Annotated in this window: 18 protein-coding genes; 5 read left to right on the top strand and 13 right to left on the bottom strand. The window is 70.2% G+C overall.

What is annotated here, in order from left to right; translation table 11 throughout:
* Window positions 1-37 precede the first annotated feature (37 nt).
* Window positions 38-991, bottom strand: a complete 954-nt coding sequence (locus ACF1FZ_RS08190; protein WP_391772541.1) for a heme o synthase — start codon at window positions 989-991, stop codon at window positions 38-40.
* A gap of 283 nt (window positions 992-1,274) precedes the next feature.
* Here ACF1FZ_RS08190 and tkt point away from each other — a divergent pair, with 283 nt between their 5' ends.
* Genes tkt through pgl form a run of 5 tightly spaced genes read left to right on the top strand, consistent with a single transcriptional unit; the run spans window position 1,275 to window position 7,859 of the window.
* Window positions 1,275-3,362: a transketolase gene (gene tkt, locus ACF1FZ_RS08185; protein WP_391772540.1), complete on the top strand. Its 2,088-nt coding sequence runs from the start codon at window positions 1,275-1,277 to the stop codon at window positions 3,360-3,362.
* A 33-nt stretch (window positions 3,363-3,395) separates the two neighbouring features.
* A complete protein-coding gene (gene tal, locus ACF1FZ_RS08180) occupies window positions 3,396-4,514 on the top strand; it encodes a transaldolase (protein ID WP_391772539.1) in 1,119 nt (372 codons plus the stop codon).
* Window positions 4,515-4,519: 5 nt separating this feature from the next.
* Window positions 4,520-6,052, top strand: coding sequence for a glucose-6-phosphate dehydrogenase (gene zwf, locus ACF1FZ_RS08175; protein WP_391772538.1), 1,533 nt, complete (start codon window positions 4,520-4,522; stop codon window positions 6,050-6,052).
* Complete coding sequence (gene opcA, locus ACF1FZ_RS08170) at window positions 6,049-7,080, top strand: glucose-6-phosphate dehydrogenase assembly protein OpcA (protein WP_391772537.1); 1,032 nt, start codon at window positions 6,049-6,051, stop codon at window positions 7,078-7,080. Before zwf ends, opcA begins: the two co-directional genes overlap by 4 nt.
* Window positions 7,077-7,859 (top strand): 6-phosphogluconolactonase, encoded by a 783-nt coding sequence (gene pgl, locus ACF1FZ_RS08165; protein WP_391772536.1) that lies wholly within the window; start codon window positions 7,077-7,079, stop codon window positions 7,857-7,859. The genes opcA and pgl overlap by 4 nt, the downstream gene beginning before the upstream one ends.
* A gap of 794 nt (window positions 7,860-8,653) precedes the next feature.
* On the opposite strand, the gene ACF1FZ_RS08160 is transcribed toward pgl, so the two are convergent.
* The 12 genes from ACF1FZ_RS08160 to uvrC form a co-directional block, all read right to left on the bottom strand.
* Window positions 8,654-10,159: a PH domain-containing protein gene (locus ACF1FZ_RS08160; RefSeq protein ID WP_391772535.1), complete on the bottom strand. Its 1,506-nt coding sequence runs from the start codon at window positions 10,157-10,159 to the stop codon at window positions 8,654-8,656.
* Window positions 10,156-10,659: a PH domain-containing protein gene (locus tag ACF1FZ_RS08155; RefSeq protein ID WP_391772534.1), complete on the bottom strand. Its 504-nt coding sequence runs from the start codon at window positions 10,657-10,659 to the stop codon at window positions 10,156-10,158. Before ACF1FZ_RS08155 ends, ACF1FZ_RS08160 begins: the two co-directional genes overlap by 4 nt.
* A gap of 3 nt (window positions 10,660-10,662) precedes the next feature.
* Entirely contained in the window at window positions 10,663-12,315 is a 1,653-nt protein-coding gene (gene pgi, locus ACF1FZ_RS08150) for a glucose-6-phosphate isomerase (RefSeq protein WP_391772533.1), read from the bottom strand.
* A gap of 155 nt (window positions 12,316-12,470) precedes the next feature.
* A complete protein-coding gene (locus ACF1FZ_RS08145; protein WP_078598194.1) occupies window positions 12,471-12,806 on the bottom strand; it encodes an RNA polymerase-binding protein RbpA in 336 nt (111 codons plus the stop codon).
* Between the two features lie 109 nt (window positions 12,807-12,915).
* Complete coding sequence (gene secG, locus ACF1FZ_RS08140; protein WP_014156893.1) at window positions 12,916-13,152, bottom strand: preprotein translocase subunit SecG; 237 nt, start codon at window positions 13,150-13,152, stop codon at window positions 12,916-12,918.
* Between the two features lie 138 nt (window positions 13,153-13,290).
* On the bottom strand, window positions 13,291-14,067 hold the full coding sequence (tpiA, locus tag ACF1FZ_RS08135) for a triose-phosphate isomerase (RefSeq protein ID WP_391772532.1): 777 nt from the start codon (window positions 14,065-14,067) through the stop codon (window positions 13,291-13,293).
* 5 nt (window positions 14,068-14,072) lie between these two features.
* Complete coding sequence (locus ACF1FZ_RS08130; RefSeq protein ID WP_391772531.1) at window positions 14,073-15,284, bottom strand: phosphoglycerate kinase; 1,212 nt, start codon at window positions 15,282-15,284, stop codon at window positions 14,073-14,075.
* Between the two features lie 112 nt (window positions 15,285-15,396).
* A complete protein-coding gene (gap, locus tag ACF1FZ_RS08125) occupies window positions 15,397-16,407 on the bottom strand; it encodes a type I glyceraldehyde-3-phosphate dehydrogenase (RefSeq protein WP_104789935.1) in 1,011 nt (336 codons plus the stop codon).
* Between the two features lie 670 nt (window positions 16,408-17,077).
* A complete protein-coding gene (whiA, locus tag ACF1FZ_RS08120) occupies window positions 17,078-18,067 on the bottom strand; it encodes a DNA-binding protein WhiA (protein WP_018104603.1) in 990 nt (329 codons plus the stop codon).
* Window positions 18,058-19,092: a uridine diphosphate-N-acetylglucosamine-binding protein YvcK gene (gene yvcK, locus ACF1FZ_RS08115; RefSeq protein WP_391772530.1), complete on the bottom strand. Its 1,035-nt coding sequence runs from the start codon at window positions 19,090-19,092 to the stop codon at window positions 18,058-18,060. The genes whiA and yvcK overlap by 10 nt, the downstream gene beginning before the upstream one ends.
* A complete protein-coding gene (gene rapZ / locus ACF1FZ_RS08110) occupies window positions 19,089-20,054 on the bottom strand; it encodes an RNase adapter RapZ (protein WP_391772529.1) in 966 nt (321 codons plus the stop codon). The genes yvcK and rapZ overlap by 4 nt, the downstream gene beginning before the upstream one ends.
* On the bottom strand, window positions 20,051-22,120 hold the full coding sequence (uvrC, locus tag ACF1FZ_RS08105) for an excinuclease ABC subunit UvrC (RefSeq protein ID WP_391772528.1): 2,070 nt from the start codon (window positions 22,118-22,120) through the stop codon (window positions 20,051-20,053). The genes rapZ and uvrC overlap by 4 nt, the downstream gene beginning before the upstream one ends.
* Window positions 22,121-22,145 lie beyond the last annotated feature (25 nt).

The following is a 22,145-nucleotide window of genomic DNA, read 5'->3' as shown; positions in this document are numbered from 1 at the left end:
TCCCCCGCCCGTCGGCGGAGCTCCGGTGCGTGCGGGACTACCTCAGGAAGGGGTCCACCGCGACGGCGACGAAGAGGATCGAGACGTAGGTGATGGACCAGTGGAACAGTCGCATCTCCTTGAGCTTGGCGCCGGTGACACCGGCCTTCGCCCTGTTCTGCAGACCGTGTGCCTCCCAGAGCCAGAAGCCTCCGGCCAGGAGGGCGACGGCCGTGTAGAACCAGCCGGTGTAGCCCAGCGGGGTCAGCAGCAACGAGACGCCCACCATCACCCAGCTGTAGGCGACGATCTGACGGGCCACCACCCGGTTGGAGGCGACGACCGGGAGCATCGGCACACCGACCCGGGCGTAGTCGTCCTTGACCTTCATCGAAAGCGGCCAATAGTGAGGCGGCGTCCAGAAGAAGATGACGGCGAAAAGAATGACCGCGGCCCAGGACATCGAATTGGTCACCGCGGACCAGCCGATGAGTACCGGCATGCAGCCGGCGATTCCGCCCCAGACGATGTTCTGCGAGGTGCGGCGCTTCAGCAGCATCGTGTACACGACGACGTAGAACAGGAGTGCGCCGAGAGCGAGAGCGGCGGAGAGCCAGTTGACGAGCAGCCCGAACCAGACCGTGGAAATGACCCCGAGGGCGATTCCGAAGGCGAGGCACTCCCGGGGGCTCACCATGCCGGTGACCAGCGGGCGCTGGGACGTGCGGTCCATCAGCGCGTCGATGTCACGGTCGATATACATGTTGAGCGCATTGGCGCCGCCCGCGGAGAGATATCCGCCGATGGTGGTGGTGACCACGAGCCAAAGATCGGGCACGCCCTGAGCGGCGAGGAACATCACCGGAACGGTGGTGATCAGCAGCAGCTCGATGATGCGCGGCTTGGTAAGAGCCACGAATGCCTTGATACGGGCCCCGGACGGGCGATGGCCCCCTGGGCTCGGAGTCAAGGCGACCCCTGCGGGTCGGGACTCGACGGCCGTCACGCACACCCCTGACAGAGAAATCCCAGCAAGCTCCGGGCCTGGGGCCCGGTGAAGACTTGCGCGAACCAGACCACTGTAGACGTTGGGCATACACCGCTCTTCGCGGGGGTGGGTCGTGTTGGGGTGGCGCAGAAGTGAACGGCGGCGCTCATACGGGAGGCGAACTCCGCAGGTCGCCCGCACTGTGGAAAGGGCAGAAGTAGGGCCTTGTGACGGGGGTAGGCTCGACAATGCCCGGTGCGTAACCAGTCACCGGTTTACGAACAGTGGAGAGGAGCCCTGACTCAGGGTGAGCACCAAGCCGACCACCACAGACCTCCAGTGGACCGAATTGGACCAGCGGGCCGTGGACACCGTCCGCGTCCTCGCCGCGGATGCCGTACAGAAAGTCGGAAACGGCCACCCGGGTACGGCGATGAGCCTCGCTCCTGCCGCGTACACCCTTTTCCAGAAGGTGATGCGCCATGACCCGGCGGACGCGGAATGGACCGGACGCGACCGGTTCGTGCTGTCCGCGGGCCACTCCAGCCTGACGCTGTACATCCAGCTCTACCTTGCCGGTTACGGCCTGGAGCTGGACGACCTCAAGGCCTTCCGCACCTGGGGCTCCAAGACGCCGGGCCACCCCGAGTACGGCCACACCACCGGTGTCGAGACGACGACCGGCCCGCTGGGCCAGGGTGTCGCCAACGCCGTGGGCATGGCGATGGCCGCCCGTTACGAGCGCGGTCTCTTCGACCCGCAGGCGGCCCCCGGCACCTCCCCGTTCGACCACACCATCTGGGTGATCGCCGGTGACGGCTGCCTCCAGGAGGGCATCTCCGCGGAGGCGTCCTCGCTGGCCGGCCACCAGAAGCTGGGCAACCTGGTGCTCCTGTGGGACGACAACCACATCTCGATCGAGGGCGACACGGAGACCGCGGTCTCCGAGGACACCCTGAAGCGTTACGAGTCCTACGGCTGGCACGTCCAGCGCGTGGACCAGCTGCCCAGCGGCGACCTGGACCCCGAGGGCCTCTACCGGGCGCTGCAGGCCGCCAAGGCCGAGACGGAGCGCCCGTCGTTCATCGCGGCCCGCTCGATCATCGCCTGGCCCGCCCCGAACGCCCAGAACACCGAGGCCGCGCACGGCTCGGCGCTCGGCGACGACGAGATCGCGGCCACCAAGCGGGTGCTCGGCTTCGACCCGGAGAAGACCTTCGAGGTCTCCGACGAGGTCATCGCGCACACGCGTGAGGCACTGGACCGCGGCCGCGAGGCCAGGGCCGAGTGGGAGAAGTCCTTCGCCGAGTGGCGCACCGCCGACCCGGAGCGCGCCGCCTCCTTCGACCGCATCGCCGCGGGCGAGCTGCCCGCGGGCTGGGAGGAGCACCTCCCGGTCTTCGAGGCCGGCCACGGGGTCGCCACGCGTGCCGCCTCCGGCAAGGTCCTGCAGGCGCTCGGCGGGGTCATCCCCGAGCTGTGGGGCGGCTCCGCCGACCTCGCGGGCTCGAACAACACCACGATCGACAAGACGTCGTCGTTCCTCCCGGCCGGCAACCCGCTGCCCGAGGCCGACCCGTACGGCCGGACGATCCACTTCGGCATCCGCGAGCACGCCATGGCCGCGGCCATGAACGGCATCGCGCTGCACGGCAACACCCGCGTCTACGGCGGCACCTTCCTGGTGTTCTCCGACTACATGCGCAACGCCGTCCGCCTCTCCGCGCTGATGCACCTGCCGGTGACGTACGTCTGGACGCACGACTCGGTCGGTCTCGGCGAGGACGGCCCGACCCACCAGCCGGTCGAGCACCTCGCCTCGCTGCGCGCCATCCCGGGTCTGAACGTCGTCCGCCCGGCCGACGCCAACGAGACGGCCGTCGCCTGGCGCGAGATCCTCAAGCGCGGCAAGAAGGACTACGGCAGGAGCGCCCCGCACGGCCTGGCGCTGTCGCGCCAGGGCCTGCCCACCTACCCGGCCGACGAGAACGCGGCCAGGGGCGGTTACGTGCTCTTCGACGCCGAGGGCGGCGAGGCCCAGGCCGTTCTGATCGCCACGGGCTCCGAGGTCCAGCTCGCCGTCGAGGCCCGTGACGAGCTCCAGGCGGCCGGTGTGCCGACCCGTGTGGTCTCGATGCCGTGTGTCGAGTGGTTCGAGGAGCAGGACCAGGCGTACAAGGACAGCGTGCTGCCGCCGTCCGTGAAGGCCCGGGTCGCCGTCGAAGCGGGCATCGGCCTCACCTGGCACCGGTATGTGGGCGACGCCGGCCGGATCGTCTCGCTGGAGCACTTCGGTGCGTCCGCCGACGCCAAGGTCCTCTTCCGCGAGTTCGGCTTCACCGCCGCGCACGTGGCGGAAGCCGCCCGGGAATCTATCGCCTCCGCTGCGCGCTGACGCGGTCAAAGACAAGTAGGAGATGCATTTCTCATGACAGACGCACTCAAGCGCCTCTCCGACGAGGGCGTGGCGATCTGGCTGGACGACCTGTCGCGCAAGCGGATCACGTCCGGCAATCTGGCCGAGCTGATCGACCAGAGCCACGTCGTGGGTGTCACCACCAACCCCTCGATCTTCCAGAAGGCGATCTCGCAGGGTGACGGTTACGACCAGCAGCTCACCGACCTCGCCGCCCGCAAGGTCACCGTCGAGGAAGCCATCCGCATGATCACGACGGCGGACGTCCGGGACGCCGCCGACATCCTGCGCCCGGTCTTCGACGCGACGGAGGGCCAGGACGGCCGGGTCTCCATCGAGGTCGACCCGCGGCTGGCCCACAACACCCTGGCCACGGTCGCCGAGGCCAAGCAGCTGGCCTGGCTGGTGGACCGCCCGAACACGCTCATCAAGATCCCGGCGACGAAGGCCGGTCTGCCGGCCATCACCGAGACCATCGGGCGGGGCATCAGCGTCAACGTGACCCTGATCTTCTCGCTGGAGCGTTACCGCGAGGTCATGGACGCCTACCTGGCGGGCCTGGAGAAGGCGAAGGCGGCAGGCCTGGACCTCTCCGAGATCCACTCGGTCGCCTCGTTCTTCGTGTCCCGCGTGGACACCGAGATCGACAAGCGCCTGGACGCGATCGGCAGCGACGAGGCGAAGGCCGCGAAGGGCAAGTCCGCCCTGGCCAACGCGCGTCTGGCCTACGAGGCGTACGAGGAGGTCTTCGCCGGTGAGCGCTGGGACGCCCTCGACAAGGCGCACGCGAACAAGCAGCGTCCGCTGTGGGCCTCCACCGGCGTGAAGGACCCGTCCCTCAAGGACACCCTGTACGTCGACGACCTCGTCGCCCCGAACACGGTCAACACCATGCCGGAGGCGACGCTGGACGCCGTGGCCGACCACGGTGACATCACCGGCAACACCGTCGCCGGTGGCTACGACCAGGCGCGCGCCGACCTCGACGCGATCAAGAACCTCGGTGTCAGCTACGACGAGGTCGTCCAGCTGCTCGAGGACGAGGGTGTCGAGAAGTTCGAGGCCGCCTGGAACGACCTGCTCAAGTCGACCGAGGCCGAGCTCGAGCGCCTCGCTCCTTCGAAGGGCTGACCACCTTGTCTGGTGTTCCCGGAGCCAACCCGCTCCGTGACGCACAGGACCGACGGCTCCCGCGCATCGCGGGGCCGTCGGGCCTGGTGATCTTTGGCGTCACGGGCGATTTGTCCCGTAAAAAGCTGATGCCCGCCGTCTACGACCTGGCCAACCGCGGTCTGCTGCCACCGGGCTTCTCGCTCATCGGCTTCGCGCGCCGCGACTGGGAGGACGAGGACTTCGCCCAGGTCGTCCACGACGCCGTCAAGGAGCATTCCCGCACCCCGTTCCGCGAGGAGGTCTGGCAGCAGCTCAGCCAGGGCATGCGCTTCGTCCAGGGCAACTTCGACGACGACGAGGCGTTCGAGACCCTCAAGGCCACGATCGAGGAACTCGACAAGGCGCAGGGCACGGGCGGGAACTTCGCCTTCTACCTCTCCGTGCCGCCGAAGTTCTTCCCCAAGGTCGTCCAGCAGCTCAAGAAGCACGGGCTGGCCGACCAGAAGGAAGGCAGCTGGCGCCGGGCCGTCATCGAGAAGCCGTTCGGCCACGACCTGGAGAGCGCGCAGGAGCTGAACCAGCTCGTGCACGACGTCTTCCCGCCGAACGAGGTCTTCCGGATCGACCACTACCTCGGCAAGGAGACGGTCCAGAACATCCTGGCGCTGCGCTTCGCCAACACGATGTGGGAGCCGATCTGGAACAGGTCCTACGTGGACCACGTCCAGATCACGATGGCCGAGGACATCGGCATCGGCGGCCGGGCCGGTTACTACGACGGCATCGGCGCCGCCCGTGACGTCATCCAGAACCACCTGCTCCAGCTGCTGGCACTGACGGCGATGGAGGAGCCCGGCTCCTTCCACCCGAAGGCCCTGGTCGCGGAGAAGCTGAAGGTGCTCACGGCGGTGGAGCTGCCCGAGGACCTGGGCAAGCACACGGTGCGCGGGCAGTACACGCACGCGTGGCAGGGCGGTCAGGAGGTGCCCGGTTACCTCGAGGAGGACGGCATCGACCCCAAGTCGAAGACCGACACCTACGCCGCGATCAAACTGACGATCAACAACCGCCGCTGGGCGGGGGTGCCGTTCTACCTCCGTACCGGCAAGCGCCTCGGCCGCCGGGTCACCGAGATCGCGGTCGTCTTCAAGCGCGCCCCGTATCTGCCCTTCGAGTCCGGTGCGACGGAGGAGCTCGGCGGCAACGCCCTGGTCATCCGGGTGCAGCCGGACGAGGGGGTCACGGTCCGGTTCGGCTCCAAGGTGCCCGGCACCTCCATGGAGGTGCGGGACGTCACGATGGACTTCGCGTACGGCGAGTCCTTCACGGAGTCCAGCCCCGAGGCGTACGAGCGGCTCATCCTCGATGTCCTGCTCGGCGACGCCAACCTCTTCCCGCGCCACCAGGAGGTCGAGCTCTCCTGGAACATCCTCGATCCGATCGAGGCGTACTGGGACAAGCACGGCAAGCCCGCCCGGTACGCGGCCGGCACCTGGGGTCCGGCCGAGGCCGACGACATGCTCGCACGCGACGGACGGAGCTGGCGCCGGCCATGAAGATCGATCTCACGGAAACCACGTCCAGCAAGATCAACCAGGCCCTCATCTCGGCCCGCCGGTCCATCGGCTCCCCAGCCGTCGGCATGGTCCTCACGCTCGTCATCGTCACGGACGAGGAGAACGCCTACGACGCCCTCAAGGCGGCGAACGACTCCTCGCGCGAGCACCCCTCGCGGATCATCGTGGTGATCAAGAGGGTCAGCCGTTCGCCGCGTGCGCGCCGCGACGCCCGTCTCGACGCGGAGATCCGGGTCGGTTCCGACGCGGGCTCGGGCGAGACCGTCGTCCTGCGTCTGCACGGCGAGCTGGCCAACCACGCCCAGTCCGTCGTCCTGCCGCTGCTGCTGCCGGACGCCCCGGTCGTGGTGTGGTGGCCGGAGGACGCTCCGGCGGACCCGGCCAAGGACCCGCTGGGCGCGCTCGCCCAGCGCCGTATCACCGACACCTACTCCGCCGAGCACCCGCTCGACGAGCTGTCGGTGCGTGCGGCGACGTACCGGCCCGGGGACACCGACCTGGCCTGGACGCGCATCACGCCGTGGCGCTCGATGCTGGCGGCGGCGCTGGACCAGCAGCCCGCGCAGGTCGTGTCGGCGACGGTCGAGGGCGAGTCCGACAACCCGAGCTGCGAACTGCTGGCCATGTGGCTCGCGGACCGGCTCGGGGTGCCGGTGGAACGCACCCTCTCCGCCGGCCCCGGTCTGACGGCCGTGCGGCTGGAGACCAAGAACGGCGTGATCGTCCTGGACCGGCCGGACGGCTCGCTGGCGACGCTCTGCATGGCCGGCCAGCCGGACCGTGCGGTCGCGCTGAAGCGGCGGGAGACCGCCGAGCTCCTCGCGGAGGAGCTGCGCCGTCTGGACCCGGACAACATCTACGAGTCCACGGTGAAGTTCGGTGTGGAGCGTCTGGGCGGGCCGACGGAGGCGTCCTCCGTCGGCTCGGGGCAGCAGCGGCGGGAGCCGGCGGGTTCCGCCGCTCCGGCCGCGAAGAAGACGGCGTCCAAGAAGGCGGCGTCGAAGTGAGCACCCCGCAGCTCGTCGTGCACCGCGACAAGGAGCTGATGGCTCAGGCCGCGGCGGCCAGGCTGATCACGAAGATCGTGGACGCCCAGGCCGCCCGCGGTTCCGCCTCGGTGGTCCTCACCGGCGGGCGCAACGGCAACGGCCTGCTGGCCGCGCTCGCCGGTTCGCCCGCCCGGGACGCGATCGACTGGTCGCAGCTCGATCTGTGGTGGGGCGACGAGCGGTTCCTGCCCGAGGGCGACCCGGAGCGCAATGTCACGCAGGCCCGCGAGGCCCTGCTGGACGCGGTGGAGCTGGACCCCTCCAGGGTCCACGCGATGCCCGCCTCCGACGGGCCGTACGGCGGCGACGCCGATGCCGCGGCAGCCGGCTACGCGGCGGAACTCGCCGCCGCGGCGGGCCCGGAGGACCACGGGCCCGTACCGGCGTTCGACGTGCTGATGCTGGGCGTCGGCCCGGACACCCACGTCGCGTCGCTCTTCCCGGAGCTGCCGGCCGTGCGGGAGACCGAGCGCACCGTCGTCGGTGTGCACGGCGCCCCCAAGCCGCCGCCCACCCGCGTCTCCCTCACGCTCCCGGCCATCCGGGCGGCGCGTGAGGTGTGGCTCCTGGCCGCCGGGGAGGACAAGGCACAGGCCGCGGAGATCGCACTGTCCGGGGCCGGGGAGATCCAGGCACCGGCGGCGGGCGCCTACGGCCGGAGCCGCACGCTGTGGCTGCTGGACGCCGCGGCGGCCTCGAAGCTGCCGCGCGCGCTGTATCCGCCCGCGTCGGCGTAGTGGTCACACGCGAAGGCCCGGCCCCGCTCCCAGGAGCGGGGCCGGGCCTTCGCGTGTGACCGGCCGCCTCAGGGCTGTCCCGCGATTCCTGGCGGGACAGCCCTTTGCGGAGAACCCGTCTTCGTGGTGCGGCAGCGGAGGAGCTCCGGGGTTCCGGTGCGTCACCGGTGTCCTGGTGCGCGGCCTCGGGATGCGCTGGCATCGGCATGTCTGGAGGCCGTACGTCATCCGGCTCCCCTACATGACGCGCCCCTCGGGCCTGCTCGCCCCACAGGGGGCTGGACGCACGCGAAGCCGTGGAGACGGGGCCCGGCATCTGACAGGGGGATGTCCAGCACCTGGGCCGGCGCCGCTTCGGCCCATCCCGAGAACACCTTCCAGTGCGCCCGTACCGGTGCTCCGGTCCGAATCGCAGGATTCGGACCGAGGCCGCCCATGCCACCGATCCGGCCCATGGCGGGGAGGGGCAGGACCCGGTGGACAGCAGCGCCGTCATCATCGTTCCCGCCGTCGCCGTGTGGCTCCCGTGCTGCTTTTCGCCCTCAAGGGGCTGCTGGACCAGGCTCCCGACGTGCGGGCCTCCGCCGGCAAGGCACGAGACGCGTGGCGCGCCTTCAAGAAGCCCCCGGCGGTGCACGGGCGCGGCAGGCCGCCTGCCACCGGACAGACCACCCGGGCCGGTGCGTTCGACCCCGGCGGTGGGGGGCCTGTCGGGGCGGGGCGCGCTGTCCGGCCCGCCTCTTCATCGGTTCCGGGTGCGGGAAATCCGCTCGTTCCCGCACGCGACCGGTGCCTCAGCCGCGCTCCAGGAACGGCTCCAGCAGCCCCGGAACGGCGTCGGCCGCGAAGGCGAGGCCCTCGGAGGCATCGGTGTCGTGCGCCGTGTAGGCGCCGCCCCCGGCGGCCGTCGTGGCGGTGACGCTCAGCAGTCCGGCCCGGCGCTGGAAGACGGACTGCTTCACCGTCCAGCCGATCACTCCGGACCGCCGCAGAGCCGCGGTGGAGCGCCGGACCGATCCGGAGCGGGTCACCAGGTAGCCGCCGCTGAGCGTGTGCCCCAGGGACCGGTAGGCATCGAGGGCCAGCGCCACGGCGAGGGGCAGGAGGACCACCGCGCAACCGAGCGCGGTCCACAGCAGTACGGGTGTCAGCAGGACGCCGAGGAGGACCTGGACCAGCACGGGAGCCAGGGCCACCGCCAGGGCACGGCGCAACCGCCGTCCCCGGGCCGCCCGTGGGTGCGCCGTGAGCGTGGCACCCGTCGGGGTGACCGGCTCGCGCAGCACCTCCGCCGCGATGGCGCCGGCCAGTGCGCGGGGCGCGGCCGGCAGCAGGGTGTGGTGGTCGGCACCCCGCTTCTCGTCCTTGGTGAGGCCGGTGGCGATCGCGTCGATCCGGGCGGCTCCCACCAGCCGTACACCCAGCGGCTCCACCAGATCCACCCCGCGCAGCCGCCGTTCCTCGACGGACAGGGAACGAGAGGTGAACAGCCCGCGCCGCACCCGCAGGGTGCCGCCCGGTTCGCGTTCCAGGCGGTAGTTCCACCACATCTCGATCCACAGCCCGAGCGCTCCGGTCACACCGGCGGCCAGGGCCGCCACGGCCAGGACGACGATCGTCCAGACCAGCGGGGTCTCCCGGAAGCGGTCGGCGGTCCAGTGGATCACCTCGGCCTGCGCCCCCACCCAGTCGCTGACCTGCATCACACCGCCGGCTGCAGCCCCACCGAGCAGCGGCGCGGCGAAGGAGAGGGGTGCGTAGCGGATCCACCGGGGGTCGAGCGTGGCCAGTTCACCGTCACGGTGCGTCGCGGAGCTCCCGGGAACGACGCGGTCGAGGAGGTCACGGCGCAGCCGCTCCCCCTCGGCGCGGGTGACGGGGTCGAGTTCCAGCGTGGAGTCGCCGCCGGTGTGCTCACCGGTGCCGATGCGGACCGTGACGAGCCCCAGGACCCGCAGCAGCGGGTGGGCGGTGAGGTCCACGCTGCGGATCCGCTCGCGGGCCAGCGAGCGGCGCTTTACGAGGAGGAGCCCGGTGTGCAGGTCGACGCGCTCGCCGCCCACCCGGTAACGGGTCCGCCGCCACCGTACGTAGTCGCCTGCGGCCGCGCAGCCGATCAGCAGGGTGGCCCCCGCCAGCACCCAGCCGACGGCTGCCGCGTACCCGAGAGGGCCGGCCAGCGCGACCGTGACCGGCACGGCCGCGCCCGCGGCGACTCCCGCCGTGACCAGCGCGGTGACCAGGACCGTGCGGGGATGGATCCGCCGCCAGCCGGGGCCGCTGCCGGCCGCCGTGCTCACGTGGCGTCCCCGGGTGTGTCCCGGGTGATGCGGGTCAGCCGCTCGGCGAGCTCGGCGGCGGCCTCGTGGGTGAGGCCCTCGATCTCCACGGCGCCCTTGGCGGAGGCGGTCGTGACGGTGACCGTGGCCAGTCCGAAGAGCTGCTCCAGCGGTCCCCGTACGGTGTCCACGGTCTGGATGCGGGACATCGGCGCGATCCGCCACTCCCGCAGGAAGACCCCGGTACTCACGTAGACCGCCTCGTCGGTGACCTCCCAGCGGTGGGTGCGGAACCACTGGAGGGGGAAGAGGACGGCGCACAGCAGACCGATGCCGGCGATCACCACGGCGGGTGTCAGCAGCCAGAACCTGGCGGGGGCGATGAGCCCGCCCAGGATGCCGAGGACCGCCACCGGGGCCGCCGTCAGAAGCAGCCACTGGGCCCGCCACCACCCGACCGCCCGGCGGTCCGGTGCGTTGCGCGGCGGTCTGAGCCGTATCGTCCCCTCCCCCGTGGCCATGGCTCAGCGGCCCCGCAGTGAGCGGTACGCCGACACGAGCGCGGCAGTGGAGCTGTCCAGCTGTTCGCCGCCGGTGCCCCCGGTGAGGACCGGCTCGATCTTCTTGGCGAGCACCTTGCCCAGCTCGACGCCCCACTGGTCGAAGGAGTCGATGTTCCAGACGGCCCCCTGGACGAAGACCTTGTGCTCGTACAGCGCGATCAGCTGGCCGAGCACCGAGGGGGTGAGCCGCTCGGCGAGGATCGTGGTCGTCGGGTGGTTGCCGCGGAACGTCCTGTGCGGCACGAGCTCCTCGGCCACGCCCTCCGCACGCACCTCGTCGGGTGTCTTGCCGAAGGCGAGCGCCTGGGTCTGGGCGAAGAAGTTGGCCATCAGCAGGTCGTGCTGGGCGATCAGCCCGGGCAACAGGTCCTGGACCGGGGACGCGAAGCCGATGAAGTCGGCCGGGATGACCTTCGTGCCCTGGTGGATCAGCTGGTAGTAGGCGTGCTGTCCGTTGGTGCCGGGGGTGCCCCAGACGACCGGCCCGGTCTGCCACTCGACCGGATCGCCGTTCCGGTCCACGGACTTGCCGTTGGACTCCATGTCCAGCTGCTGCAAGTAGGCGGTGAACTTGGAAAGATAGTGGCTGTAGGGCAGGACCGCGTGGGACTGCGCGTCGAAGAACTGGCCGTACCAGACGCCCAGGAGGCCCAGCAGCAGCGGCGCGTTCCCCTCCGCGGGGGCGGTACGGAAGTGCTCGTCGACGAGGTGGAAGCCGTCGAGCATCTCGCGGAACCGGTCCGGGCCGATGGCGATCATCAGTGAGAGGCCGATCGCCGAGTCGTAGGAGTAACGGCCGCCGACCCAGTCCCAGAACTCGAACATGTTGGTGGTGTCGATGCCGAAGTCCGTCACCTTGTCCGCGTTGGTGGACAGCGCCACGAAGTGCTTGGCGACGGCTTCCTGACCGGCCCGCAGCCCGGTGAGGAGCCAGTCGCGGGCGGAGGTGGCGTTGGTGATGGTCTCGATCGTCGTGAAGGTCTTGGACGCGACGATGAACAGCGTCTCGGCCGGGTCCAGGTCACGGACGGCCTCGTGGAGGTCGGCGCCGTCGACGTTCGACACGAAGCGCACGGTGAGCGAGCGGTCCGTGAAGGAGCGCAACGCCTCGTAGGCCATGGCCGGCCCGAGGTCGGAGCCGCCGATGCCGATGTTCACGATGTTCTTGACCGGCTTGCCGGTGTGACCGGTCCACTCCCCGGCCCTGACCCGGTCGGAGAAGGCGGCCATCCTGTCGAGGACGGCGTGCACGGCCGGCACCACGTTCTCGCCGTCGACCTCGATCACGGCGTCGCGCGGGGCGCGCAGCGCGGTGTGCAGGACGGCGCGGTCCTCGGTGGTGTTGATCTTCTCGCCGCGGAACATCGCGTCCCGCAGCGCGGCCACTCCGGTGGCGTCGGCGAGGTCCCGCAGCAGACGGAGTGTCTCCTCGGTGACCAGGTGCTTGGAGTAGTCGATGTGGAGGTCGCCGACCCGGAGGGTGTACACGGCCCCGCGGTCCGGCGCGTCCGCGAACAGCCGGCGCAGATGCGTGTCGCCGAACTCCTCACGGTGCTTGCCGAGAGCCGCCCACTCGGGCATCTGGTTGAGCTTGGTTCGGCCTTGTGCGTTCATCCCGGAAATCGCCCACTTCTTCTCGTACCTGCAACCTTCCCCGCTGCTCCTCCAACCTAATTGATCCGGAGGGTACGGCGGGGCAACGGCGGGCCACGGGGCGGCATACGGATTCCGGCCGGGCACCCAGGGGGTGACCGGCCGGTGAAAGGCTTTCAGATCTCGCCGCGGAGTTTCGCGAGGGCTTCGGCGAGGATGGCTTCGCCGTCCGCGTCGCTGCGCCGCTCGCGCACGTACGCCAGGTGCGTCTTGTACGGCTCGGTGCGCGGCGGGGCCGGTGGGCTGTCCCGGTCCTGTCCGGCCGGGAAGCCGCAGCGCGGGCAGTCCCAGGTCTCCGGTACCTGCGCGTCATGGGCGAAGCTCGGCTGCGTCTCGTGCCCGTTCGAGCACCAGAAGGAGATGCGGAGGCGCGGCGCGGACTCGCCTCGCTCGGCCTCCCCCATCGGCCCCGCTCCGACCCGGCTTCCCCGGATCGCGTTGCCACTTGCCACGGTCGTAACTCCCTGCGTGATGGTGCTCGAAGATGCCCCAGTCTACGTAAGGCCCAACGCGCGTCCAGTGAAAGGAGTTACACCGTCACCGGGAATCGCGGACGACGGGTCAGCTGTCCAGCTTGATGAGCAGCGCGAGGACGACGATGCACGCGAACCAGGCCAGACCCACCACGACGGTGATGCGGTCGAGGTTCCGCTCGGCGACCGACGAGCCGCCCACGGAGGACTGCATCCCACCACCGAACATGTCGGAAAGGCCGCCGCCCTTTCCCTTGTGCATCAGCACCAGCAGCATCAGCAGCAGGCTGAAGACGATCAGGGCGATCTCGAACGCCAAAACCACGGCTGGTCCCTACTTTCCGGAATTCCTAGGACTGCATGTACGAACAGCGGGGGCCGGGGGGTGCACCCCCCTCGGCCCCCGCAAGGGTACGACGGATCCGTGCCCCCGCATACTCACCGGTCGCGGGAGCGGACGATCCTACTGGTCGCGGAAGCGGACGATCTTGACGAACTCGTCGGCGTCGAGCGCGGCGCCTCCGATCAGGGCGCCGTCCACATCGGGCTGCGCCATGATGGCCGCGACGTTGCCGGACTTCACCGAGCCGCCGTACTGGATGCGGACGGCGTCGGCCAGCTCCTGCGAGTACAGCTCGGCGAGGCGGCCGCGGATCGCGCCGCAGACCTCCTGGGCGTCCTCGGGGGTGGCGACCTCGCCGGTCCCGATGGCCCAGACCGGCTCGTAGGCGATCACGACGGACTCGGCCTGTTCGGCCGGGATGTCCTTCAGCGCGCCGTCGAGCTGCGCCAGCGTGTAGGGCACCTGGTCACCGGCCTTGCGGATGTCCAGGCCCTCGCCGACACAGAGGATCGGGGTCAGCCCGTGCTTGAACGCGGCCCTCACCTTGGCGTTGCAGACCTCGTCGTCCTCGCCGTGGTACTGACGGCGCTCGCTGTGGCCGACGGCGACGAAGGTGCACTTCAGCTTGGCGAGCATCGGCCCGGAGATCTCACCGGTGTACGCGCCGGAGTCCTGCGCCGAGATGTCCTGGGCGCCGTACTTGATCTTCAGCTTGTCGCCGTCGACCAGCGTCTGCACGGAGCGCAGGTCGGTGAAGGGCGGCAGGACGGCGACCTCGACCGCCTCGTAGTCCTTGTCGGCCAGGGCGAAGGCGAGCTTCTGGACGTGTGCGATGGCCTCGAGGTGGTTGAGGTTCATCTTCCAGTTGCCCGCCATGAGCGGGGTACGGGTGGTCATTGAGGTCAGTCCTCCAGTGCGGCGAGTCCGGGAAGCGTCTTGCCTTCGAGGTATTCGAGGCTGGCGCCGCCACCGGTCGAGATGTGGCCGAATGCGTTTTCGTCGAAGCCCAGGATGCGGACGGCGGCCGCGGAGTCCCCGCCGCCGACCACGCTGAAGGCCTGGGAGTCGACGAGGGCCTGGGCGACCGCCTTGGTGCCCTCGGCGTAGTCGGGGTGCTCGAAGACACCCATCGGGCCGTTCCAGAAGACGGTGGCCGCGTCGGCGAGCTTCGCCGCGTACAGCTTGCGGGTCTCGGGCCCGATGTCCAGGCCTTCCTGGTCCGCCGGGATGGCGTCGGCGGCGACCGTGGTGGGGTGGGCCGGGGCCTTGGTCTTCAGGTCGGGGAACTCACGTGCGACGAGGACGTCGACGGGGAGCACGAACTCCACACCGAGCTCTTCGGCGCGCTTGAGATAGCCCTGGACGGCCGGGACCTGGTCCTCCTGGAGCAGCGAGATGCCCACCTCGTGGCCCTTGGCCTTGAGGAAGGTGTAGGCCATGCCGCCGCCGATCAGGATGCGGTCGGCCTTCTCCAGCAGGTGGTCGATGACCCCGAGCTTGTCGGAGACCTTGGCACCGCCGAGGACCACGGCGTACGGACGCGCGACGTCCTCGGTGAGCTTCTTCAGGACGCCGACCTCGGTGGCGATCAGGCCGCCGGCCGCGTGCGGCAGCCTGGCCGGGAGGTCGAAGACCGAGGCGTGCTTGCGGTGGACGGCGCCGAAGCCGTCCCCCACGTACACATCGGCGAGCTCGGCGAGCCGGTCGGCGAAGGCACCGCGCTCGGCGTCGTCCTTCGACGTCTCGCCGGGGTTGAAGCGGAGGTTCTCGATGACGGCCACCTGACCGTCGGTGAGGGCGGCCACCGTCGCACGGGCGGACTCGCCGACGGTGTCGGCCGCGAAGGCGACCTCGGCCCCGAGCAGCTCACCGAGGCGTGCGGCGGCGGGCGCCAGCGAGAAGGCCGGGTCCGGGGCACCCGCGGGGCGGCCGAGGTGCGAGGCGACGATGACCCGCGCGCCGGCCGCGGCGAGCTCGGCGACCGTCGGCCGGACGGCGCGGATGCGGCCGTCGTCGGTGATCGTGGTGCCGTCCAGCGGCACGTTGAGGTCGGCGCGGACGAATACCCGCTTACCCGCGACCCCTTCGGCGAGAAGTTCGTCGATCGTCTTCATCTGTTCCCCTACTCCTTGGAAGGTCTGATGAGCATGCAAGGGGGCCCGAACGGCGCCGCGTCGCGCCGTCCGAGCCCCTCACATCACACCTGGATGCCTGCCGATCCTAGGATCAGAGCTGGCCACCGACGAAGACGGTCAGGTCGACGAGGCGGTTGGAGTAACCCCACTCGTTGTCGTACCAGCCGAGGATCTTCACCGAGTTGCCCTCCTGGACCATGGTCAGGGAGGAGTCGAAGGTGCAGGACGACGGGTCGCCGACGATGTCCGAGGACACGATCGGGTCCTCGGTGTAGGTCAGGAAGCCCTTGAGGTCGCCGTCGTCGGACGCCTTCTTGAACGCGGCGTTGACCTCGTCCTTGGTGACCTCGCGCTGCAGGGTCACGACGAGGTCGGTGGCGGAACCGGTCGGGACCGGGACGCGCATCGCGATGCCGTCGAGCTTGCCCTTGAGCTGCGGGAGGACCAGGGCGGTCGCCTTGGCGGCGCCCGTCGTGGTCGGGATGATGTTCTCGGCGGCGGCGCGGGCGCGACGCAGGTCCGAGTGCGGGAAGTCCAGGATGCGCTGGTCGTTCGTGTACGCGTGGACCGTCGTCATCAGGCCCTTGACGATGCCGAAGTTCTCGTCGAGGACCTTGGCCATCGGCGCCACGCAGTTGGTGGTGCAGGAGGCGTTGGAGATGACGTGGTGGTTCGCCGCGTCGTACTTGTCCTGGTTGACGCCCATCACGATGGTGATGTCCTCGTCCTTGGCCGGAGCCGAGATGAGGACCTTCTTGGCGCCGCCGGCGATGTGCTTCTCGGCGTCGGCCTTCTTGGTGAAGATGCCGGTCGACTCGATGACGATGTCGACTCCCAGCTGACCCCAGGGGATGTCGGCCGGGTTGCGCTCGGAGAGCACCTTGATGGTGTGACCGTCGACGGTGATGGTGTCGGCGGTGTGGCTGACCTCTGCCTTGAGACGACCCAGAATGGTGTCGTACTTCAGCAGGTGAGCCGTGGTCGCAGTGTCACCCAGGTCGTTGACAGCCACGATCTCGATGTCCGCACCCTGCTCCAGCAGCGCGCGGAAGTAGTTACGACCGATGCGGCCAAAGCCGTTGATGCCTACGCGGATCGTCACGAACCGATCTCCTCGTTAGGAACGCCGGTTTCGATGCCGGCGAGTTTTATAGGGATGTCCCCGACCGCCTCCGACCCTACCTCTCCGAAGCCCCCGGAGTGACATCGAGAGCGCCACCACGAAGAGGGATCTCCGTACTTCCGGGCAGGAGCACCGGATTCCGGCCGAGGAGGACTACGGAAACAGACCCGCCCGCCAGGCGGTCACCAAGCGTCAACAACCGCAGGAGCCGGTCGCCTTGTGTCGATAGGGCGGACGACGGGAGCCGTCGGCACGATGTCACCGCGAGTCACCGGAACGGACTCGGCCGTGGCGCTTTCGGCCATCGTCGGCGGCGGAGGCAAAGGCCGGTGGCAAGCGCTTTCGGAGTGTGCCGCGACAGAACCACGAGTTGTGCGCTCAATCGTGCGACCCGGCACTCAATCGATGAAATATTGGGCCGTCCGCGCGCTTTCGGGGTGCCGGAGCGGCGAGAACACGGAAGTCCACCCCGCTCAACCGTGCGGGGTCTCACTCAAAAGCATTCCGGGAAAAGGCCGACGCCCCATTCGGAATGGATCCCGTCCCGGCCGGGAAATGCCGTACTCCGCCGTCTCCGGGGCCCGGCGGGGCCCCGGAGACAGAGCCCGGCCGCACCCGGAAGGCGGCCGCGGTGCTCTCCGGCGGCTTCTCAGCCCACGAGGCCGTCGGCCAGCTCCTCGCTGAGGGTCGATTCCGTGCCCGGGATCCCGAGGTCCTGGGCACGCTTGTCGGCCATGGCCAGCAGACGCCTGATCCGGCCCGCGACCGCGTCCTTGGTCAGCGGCGGGTCGGCGAGTGCTCCCAGTTCCTCCAGGGAGGCCTGCTTGTGTTCCATGCGCAGCCGTCCGGCCGCCGCGAGGTGCTCCGGAACCTCCTCGCCCAGGATCTCCAGCGCGCGCCCCACCCGGGCACCCGCGGCGACCGCGGCGCGGGCGGAGCGGCGGAGGTTGGCGTCGTCGAAGTTGGCGAGCCGGTTGGCCGTGGCACGGACCTCGCGCCGCATCCGGCGCTCCTCCCAGGCCAGCACCGACTCATGGGCGCCGAGACGGGTCAGCAGGGCACCGATCGCGTCACCGTCGCGGACGACGACACGGTCGACCCCGCGCACCTCCCGGGCCTTGGCCGCGATGGACAGCCTGCGGGCGGCACCGACCAGGGCGAGCGCGGCCTCCGGGCCGGGACAGGTCACCTCGAGCGAGGAGGACCTGCCCGGCTCGGTGAGCGAGCCGTGAGCCAGGAAAGCACCGCGCCAGGCCGCCTCGGCGTCGCAGGTGGCCCCCGAGACCACCTGCGGGGGCAGGCCGCGGATGGGACGGCCACGGCCGTCCACCAGGCCGGTCTGGCGCGCCAGCTGGTCGCCGCCGGCCACCACCCGTACGACGTAGCGGGAGCCTCGGCGCAGTCCGCCGGGAGCCATCACGATCAGCTCCGAGCTGTGCCCGAAGATCTCGAGGATGTCCCGCTTGAGCCGGCGGGCGGCCATGGCCGTGTCCAGTTCGGCCTCGATCACGATCCGGCCGCTCACCAGGTGCAGCCCGCCCGCGAACCGAAGAATCGCCGAGACCTCCGCCTTTCTGCAGCAGGTCCGGGTCACGGGAAGCCGAGAGACTTCGTCCTTCACCGCTGGCGTCATCGCCATGGGCCGATCCTTCCATGCATCCGAAAAATACGGTCGTACGCGGCGGCCAACAGCTCCGGATCATGAATCGGAACGCCGTCGGGTGAGGCCACGGGGGCCAGCTCGACCGCGGCTCCGAGCCGCTGTGCGGCGTCGGCGAGGGACTCGCGGTCGGGCACGGCGGCCTCGTCGGCCAGCACCACGTCCATGGCGAGTTTAGGGGCGTGTCGTCCCAAAACCTCCAAATGACGCTGCGGTGAGAAGCCTTCTGTTTCGCCGGGCTGCGGTGCCAGATTGAGCGAGAGGACCTTACGGGCCTTCGTGGTCACCAGCGCGTCGAGCAGCTCGGGCACCAGTAGATGCGGAATCACGGAGGAGAACCAGGACCCGGGGCCGAGCACCACCCAGTCGGCGTCGAGCACCGCGGCCACCGCTTCGGGGACCGCCGGCGGGTCGGCCGGCACGACGTGGACGGACTGCACCTCGCCGGGGGTCAGCGCCACCGTCGCCTGACCGCGCACGGTGACCGTCTCCTCGGGACTCTCCGGGTCGTGCCCCCGTACGAGCGCCTGGAGCTCCAGGGGCACGGCGGACATGGGCAGCACCCGGCCGTGTGCACCGAGGAGCTTGCCGACCAGGTCGAGGGCCTGGACGTGGTCGCCCAGCTGTTCCCAGAGGGCCACGATGAGCAGGTTGCCCACAGCGTGCCCGTGCAGGTCGCCCTTGGACTCGAAGCGGTGCTGGATGACCTGGGCCCAGGTCTGGCCCCATTCGTCGTCCCCGCAGAGCGCGGCGAGCGCCTTGCGCAGGTCGCCCGGCGGGAGGACGCCGAGCTCTTCACGGAGCCGGCCGCTGGAGCCGCCGTCGTCGGCGACGGTCACCACGGCCGTGAGGTCGCCGGTGATCCGGCGGAGCGCCGTGAGCGAGGCCGACAGGCCCATGCCGCCGCCGAGGGCGACGACCTTGGGCTGTGCGGCGCGCTTCCGGCCGGAGAGCGCGGCCGTGGCCCTGCTCAGCCGGCGCTGACGCAGATGGCGGCTGGTCACTCTCGCCCCATGTCCCGGTGGACGAGGACGGTCTCGATCCCCTCGGTGGCCAGCCGGGCCGCCAGCTTCTCGGACATCGCGACGGACCGGTGCTTGCCGCCCGTGCACCCCACGGCGATGGTCACGTAGCGCTTGCCTTCGCGGCGGTACCCGGCGGCGATGAGCTGCAGCAGCTCCGTGTACTGGTTGAGGAACTCCTTGGCGCCCGGCTGGTCGAAGACGTAGCCGGACACCTCCTCGTTGAGCCCGGTGAAGGGGCGGAGCTCCGGAACCCAGTGCGGATTGGGCAGGAAGCGGCAGTCGACGACCAGGTCGGCGTCGACCGGCAGTCCGTACTTGAAGCCGAACGACATCACCGTCGCCCGGAGCTCCGGCTCCTCGTCGCCGGCGAACTGCGCGTCCATCTTGGCCCGCAGCTCGTGCACGTTGAGGCTGGAGGTGTCGATGACGAGGTCGGCGTCGCCGCGCAGCTCACGCAGCAGGTCGCGCTCGGCCGCGATCCCGTCGACGATGCGGCCGTCGCCCTGGAGCGGGTGCGGACGGCGAACCGATTCGAAGCGGCGTACGAGGGCGTCGTCGGAGGACTCCAGGAAGACGATCCGCCGGGTGACGTGCTTGGACTCCAGGTCCGCGAGGGACTCCCGGAGGTTGTCGAAGAAGCGGCGGCCCCGTACGTCGACGACCACGGCGATGCGGGCCACGTTGCCCTGGGACCGGGCGCCGAGCTCCACCATCGTGGGGATCAGCGCGGGCGGCAGGTTGTCGACGACGAACCAGCCGAGGTCCTCCAGACACTTGGCGGCGGTACTGCGCCCGGCGCCCGACATCCCGGAGATGATCACCAGCTCGGGGATGGCGGGCGTGGCGGCCTCGGCCTTCTCCATGGTGCTTCCCGTACTCACGTGTCCTGCTCCGTCTGCTCGACCGCGTTCGTCCTGGTGTTCGTGCGCGTGCTCGGTCATGTCCTGCTGCCCCCGTCGTCCTCTTCGATGATCTCTCCAGTGGCGGTGTTCACGGCGGGCGCGGCCGGGGCGGCCGCGGCGAAGGCGACGGCCACCGATTCCGCGGTCCTGCGCCCTATCCCCGGCACTTCGCAGATCTCTTCGATTGTCGCCTGCCGCAGCTTCTTGACGGAACCGAAATGCTTGATCAACGCCTGCTTGCGGGTCTCTCCGAGGCCCGGCACGTCGTCCAGGGGGCTGCTGCGGATGCGCTTGGCCCGCTTGGCCCGCTGGTAGGTGATGGCGAAGCGGTGGGCCTCGTCCCGGATGCGCTGGAGGAGGTAGAGGCCCTCGCTGGAGCGGGGCAGGACCACCGGGTCGTCGTCACCGGGCAGCCAGACCTCCTCGAGGCGCTTCGCGAGACCGCAGACGGCGATGTCGTCGATGCCCAGCTCGTCCAGGGCCCGCTTGGCGGCGGCGACCTGCGGCTGCCCTCCGTCGACGACGACGAGCTGCGGCGGGTAGGCGAAGCGCCTGGGACGGCCGTCGTCCTCGCGGGGCTCCTCCCGGGCCGGGGCGGCGTCCGGCGGGACGGGCGCCCCGGGCGTCACCGCGCCGGGAACGGGCTCACCCGGTGCGGGGACGGGTCCTGTGGGCGCCGGGGTCTCCTCCCACTCCCCCGTCCGCTCCTTCTCCTGGAGGTAGCGCTTGAAGCGGCGGCCGATGACCTCGTGCATCGACCGGACGTCGTCCTGGCCCTCGAAGCCCTTGATCTGGAAGCGGCGGTATTCGCTCTTGCGTGCGAGGCCGTCCTCGAAGACCACCATGGACGCGACCACGTCCTCGCCCTGGAGGTGCGAGATGTCGAAGCACTCGACGCGCAGCGGAGCGGTGTCGAGGCCGAGTGCCTCGGCGATCTCCTCCAGGGCACGTGAGCGGGTGGTGAGATCGGAGGCGCGCCTGGTCTTGTGCAGCCCCAGCGCCTGCTGGGCGTTGCGCTGGACCGTGATCATCAGGTCCTTCTTGTCGCCCCGCTGGGGGATCCGCAGGCTGACCTGCGATCCCCTGCGGCCCGCGAGCCACTGGGACACGGCCTCGGGATCCTCCGGAAGCGCCGGGACCAGTACCTCCTTGGGAACGGAGTCGCCCGTCTCCTCCCCGTACAGCTGCTGGAGCGCGTGTTCCACCAGACCTGCCGTGTCGACGGCCTCGACCTTGTCGGTGACCCAGCCGCGCTGGCCGCGCACCCGTCCGCCGCGGACGTGGAAGATCTGGACCGCGGCTTCGAGTTCGTCCTCGGCCACGGCGATCAGGTCGGCGTCGGTGGCGTCGGCCAGGACGACGGCGCTCTTCTCCATGGCCCGCTTGAGCGCTCCCACGTCGTCGCGCAGCCGGGCCGCCCGCTCGTACTCCATCTCCTCGGCCGCCTGCGCCATGTCCTTCTCGAGGCGGCGGATGTACGTCCCGGTGCGGCCTGCCATGAAGTCGCAGAAGTCCTCGGCCAGATCACGGTGCTCCCCCGGGCTGACCCGTCCGACGCACGGGGCGGAGCACTTGCCGATGTATCCGAGGAGGCAGGGGCGGCCGGTCCGCTCGGCGTTCCTGAAGACACCCGCGGAGCAGGTGCGCACGGGGAAGACCCGGAGCATCAGGTCGACGGTCTCGCGGATCGCCCAGGCGTGCCCGTAGGGACCGAAGTAGCGCACGCCCTTCTTCTTGGCGCCACGCATGACCTGGACGCGCGGGAACTCCTCGCCGAGCGTGACGGCGAGGTAGGGGTAGCTCTTGTCGTCGCGGTACTTGACGTTGAACCGTGGGTCGAACTCCTTGATCCAGGAGTACTCCAGCTGAAGCGCCTCGACCTCGGTGGAGACCACGGTCCATTCCACGGAGGCGGCCGTGGTGACCATCGTGCGGGTGCGCGGGTGCAGACCGGCCAGGTCCTGGAAGTAGTTGGCCAGCCGCTGGCGCAGGTTCTTGGCCTTCCCGACGTAGATCACCCGGCGGTGCTCGTCGCGGAATTTGTAGACCCCCGGGGAGTCGGGGATCTGTCCCGGCTTGGGGCGGTAGCTGGAGGGGTCTGCCATGTCCCACACCCTACTGGCGGACAGT

This window comes from Streptomyces sp. NPDC014623 (assembly GCF_043088245.1).
Lineage (GTDB): Bacteria > Actinomycetota > Actinomycetes > Streptomycetales > Streptomycetaceae > Streptomyces.
Note: the sequence above shows the minus strand (reverse complement) of the source record. Positions and strands in the feature narration are given on the sequence as shown.

Excerpts from the sequence above, each read along its gene's own strand:
- tal (WP_391772539.1), top strand. The coding sequence starts at position 3,396 with ATGACAGACGCACTCAAGCGCCTCTCCGACGAGGGCGTGGCGATCTGG.
- opcA (WP_391772537.1), top strand. The coding sequence starts at position 6,049 with ATGAAGATCGATCTCACGGAAACCACGTCCAGCAAGATCAACCAGGCC.
- ACF1FZ_RS08155 (WP_391772534.1), bottom strand. The coding sequence starts at position 10,659 with ATGGCCACGGGGGAGGGGACGATACGGCTCAGACCGCCGCGCAACGCA.
- pgi (WP_391772533.1), bottom strand. The coding sequence starts at position 12,315 with ATGAACGCACAAGGCCGAACCAAGCTCAACCAGATGCCCGAGTGGGCG.
- tpiA (WP_391772532.1), bottom strand. The coding sequence starts at position 14,067 with ATGACCACCCGTACCCCGCTCATGGCGGGCAACTGGAAGATGAACCTC.
- ACF1FZ_RS08130 (WP_391772531.1), bottom strand. The coding sequence starts at position 15,284 with ATGAAGACGATCGACGAACTTCTCGCCGAAGGGGTCGCGGGTAAGCGG.
- whiA (WP_018104603.1), bottom strand. The coding sequence starts at position 18,067 with ATGGCGATGACGCCAGCGGTGAAGGACGAAGTCTCTCGGCTTCCCGTG.
- rapZ (WP_391772529.1), bottom strand. The coding sequence starts at position 20,054 with ATGACCGAGCACGCGCACGAACACCAGGACGAACGCGGTCGAGCAGAC.
- uvrC (WP_391772528.1), bottom strand. The coding sequence starts at position 22,120 with ATGGCAGACCCCTCCAGCTACCGCCCCAAGCCGGGACAGATCCCCGAC.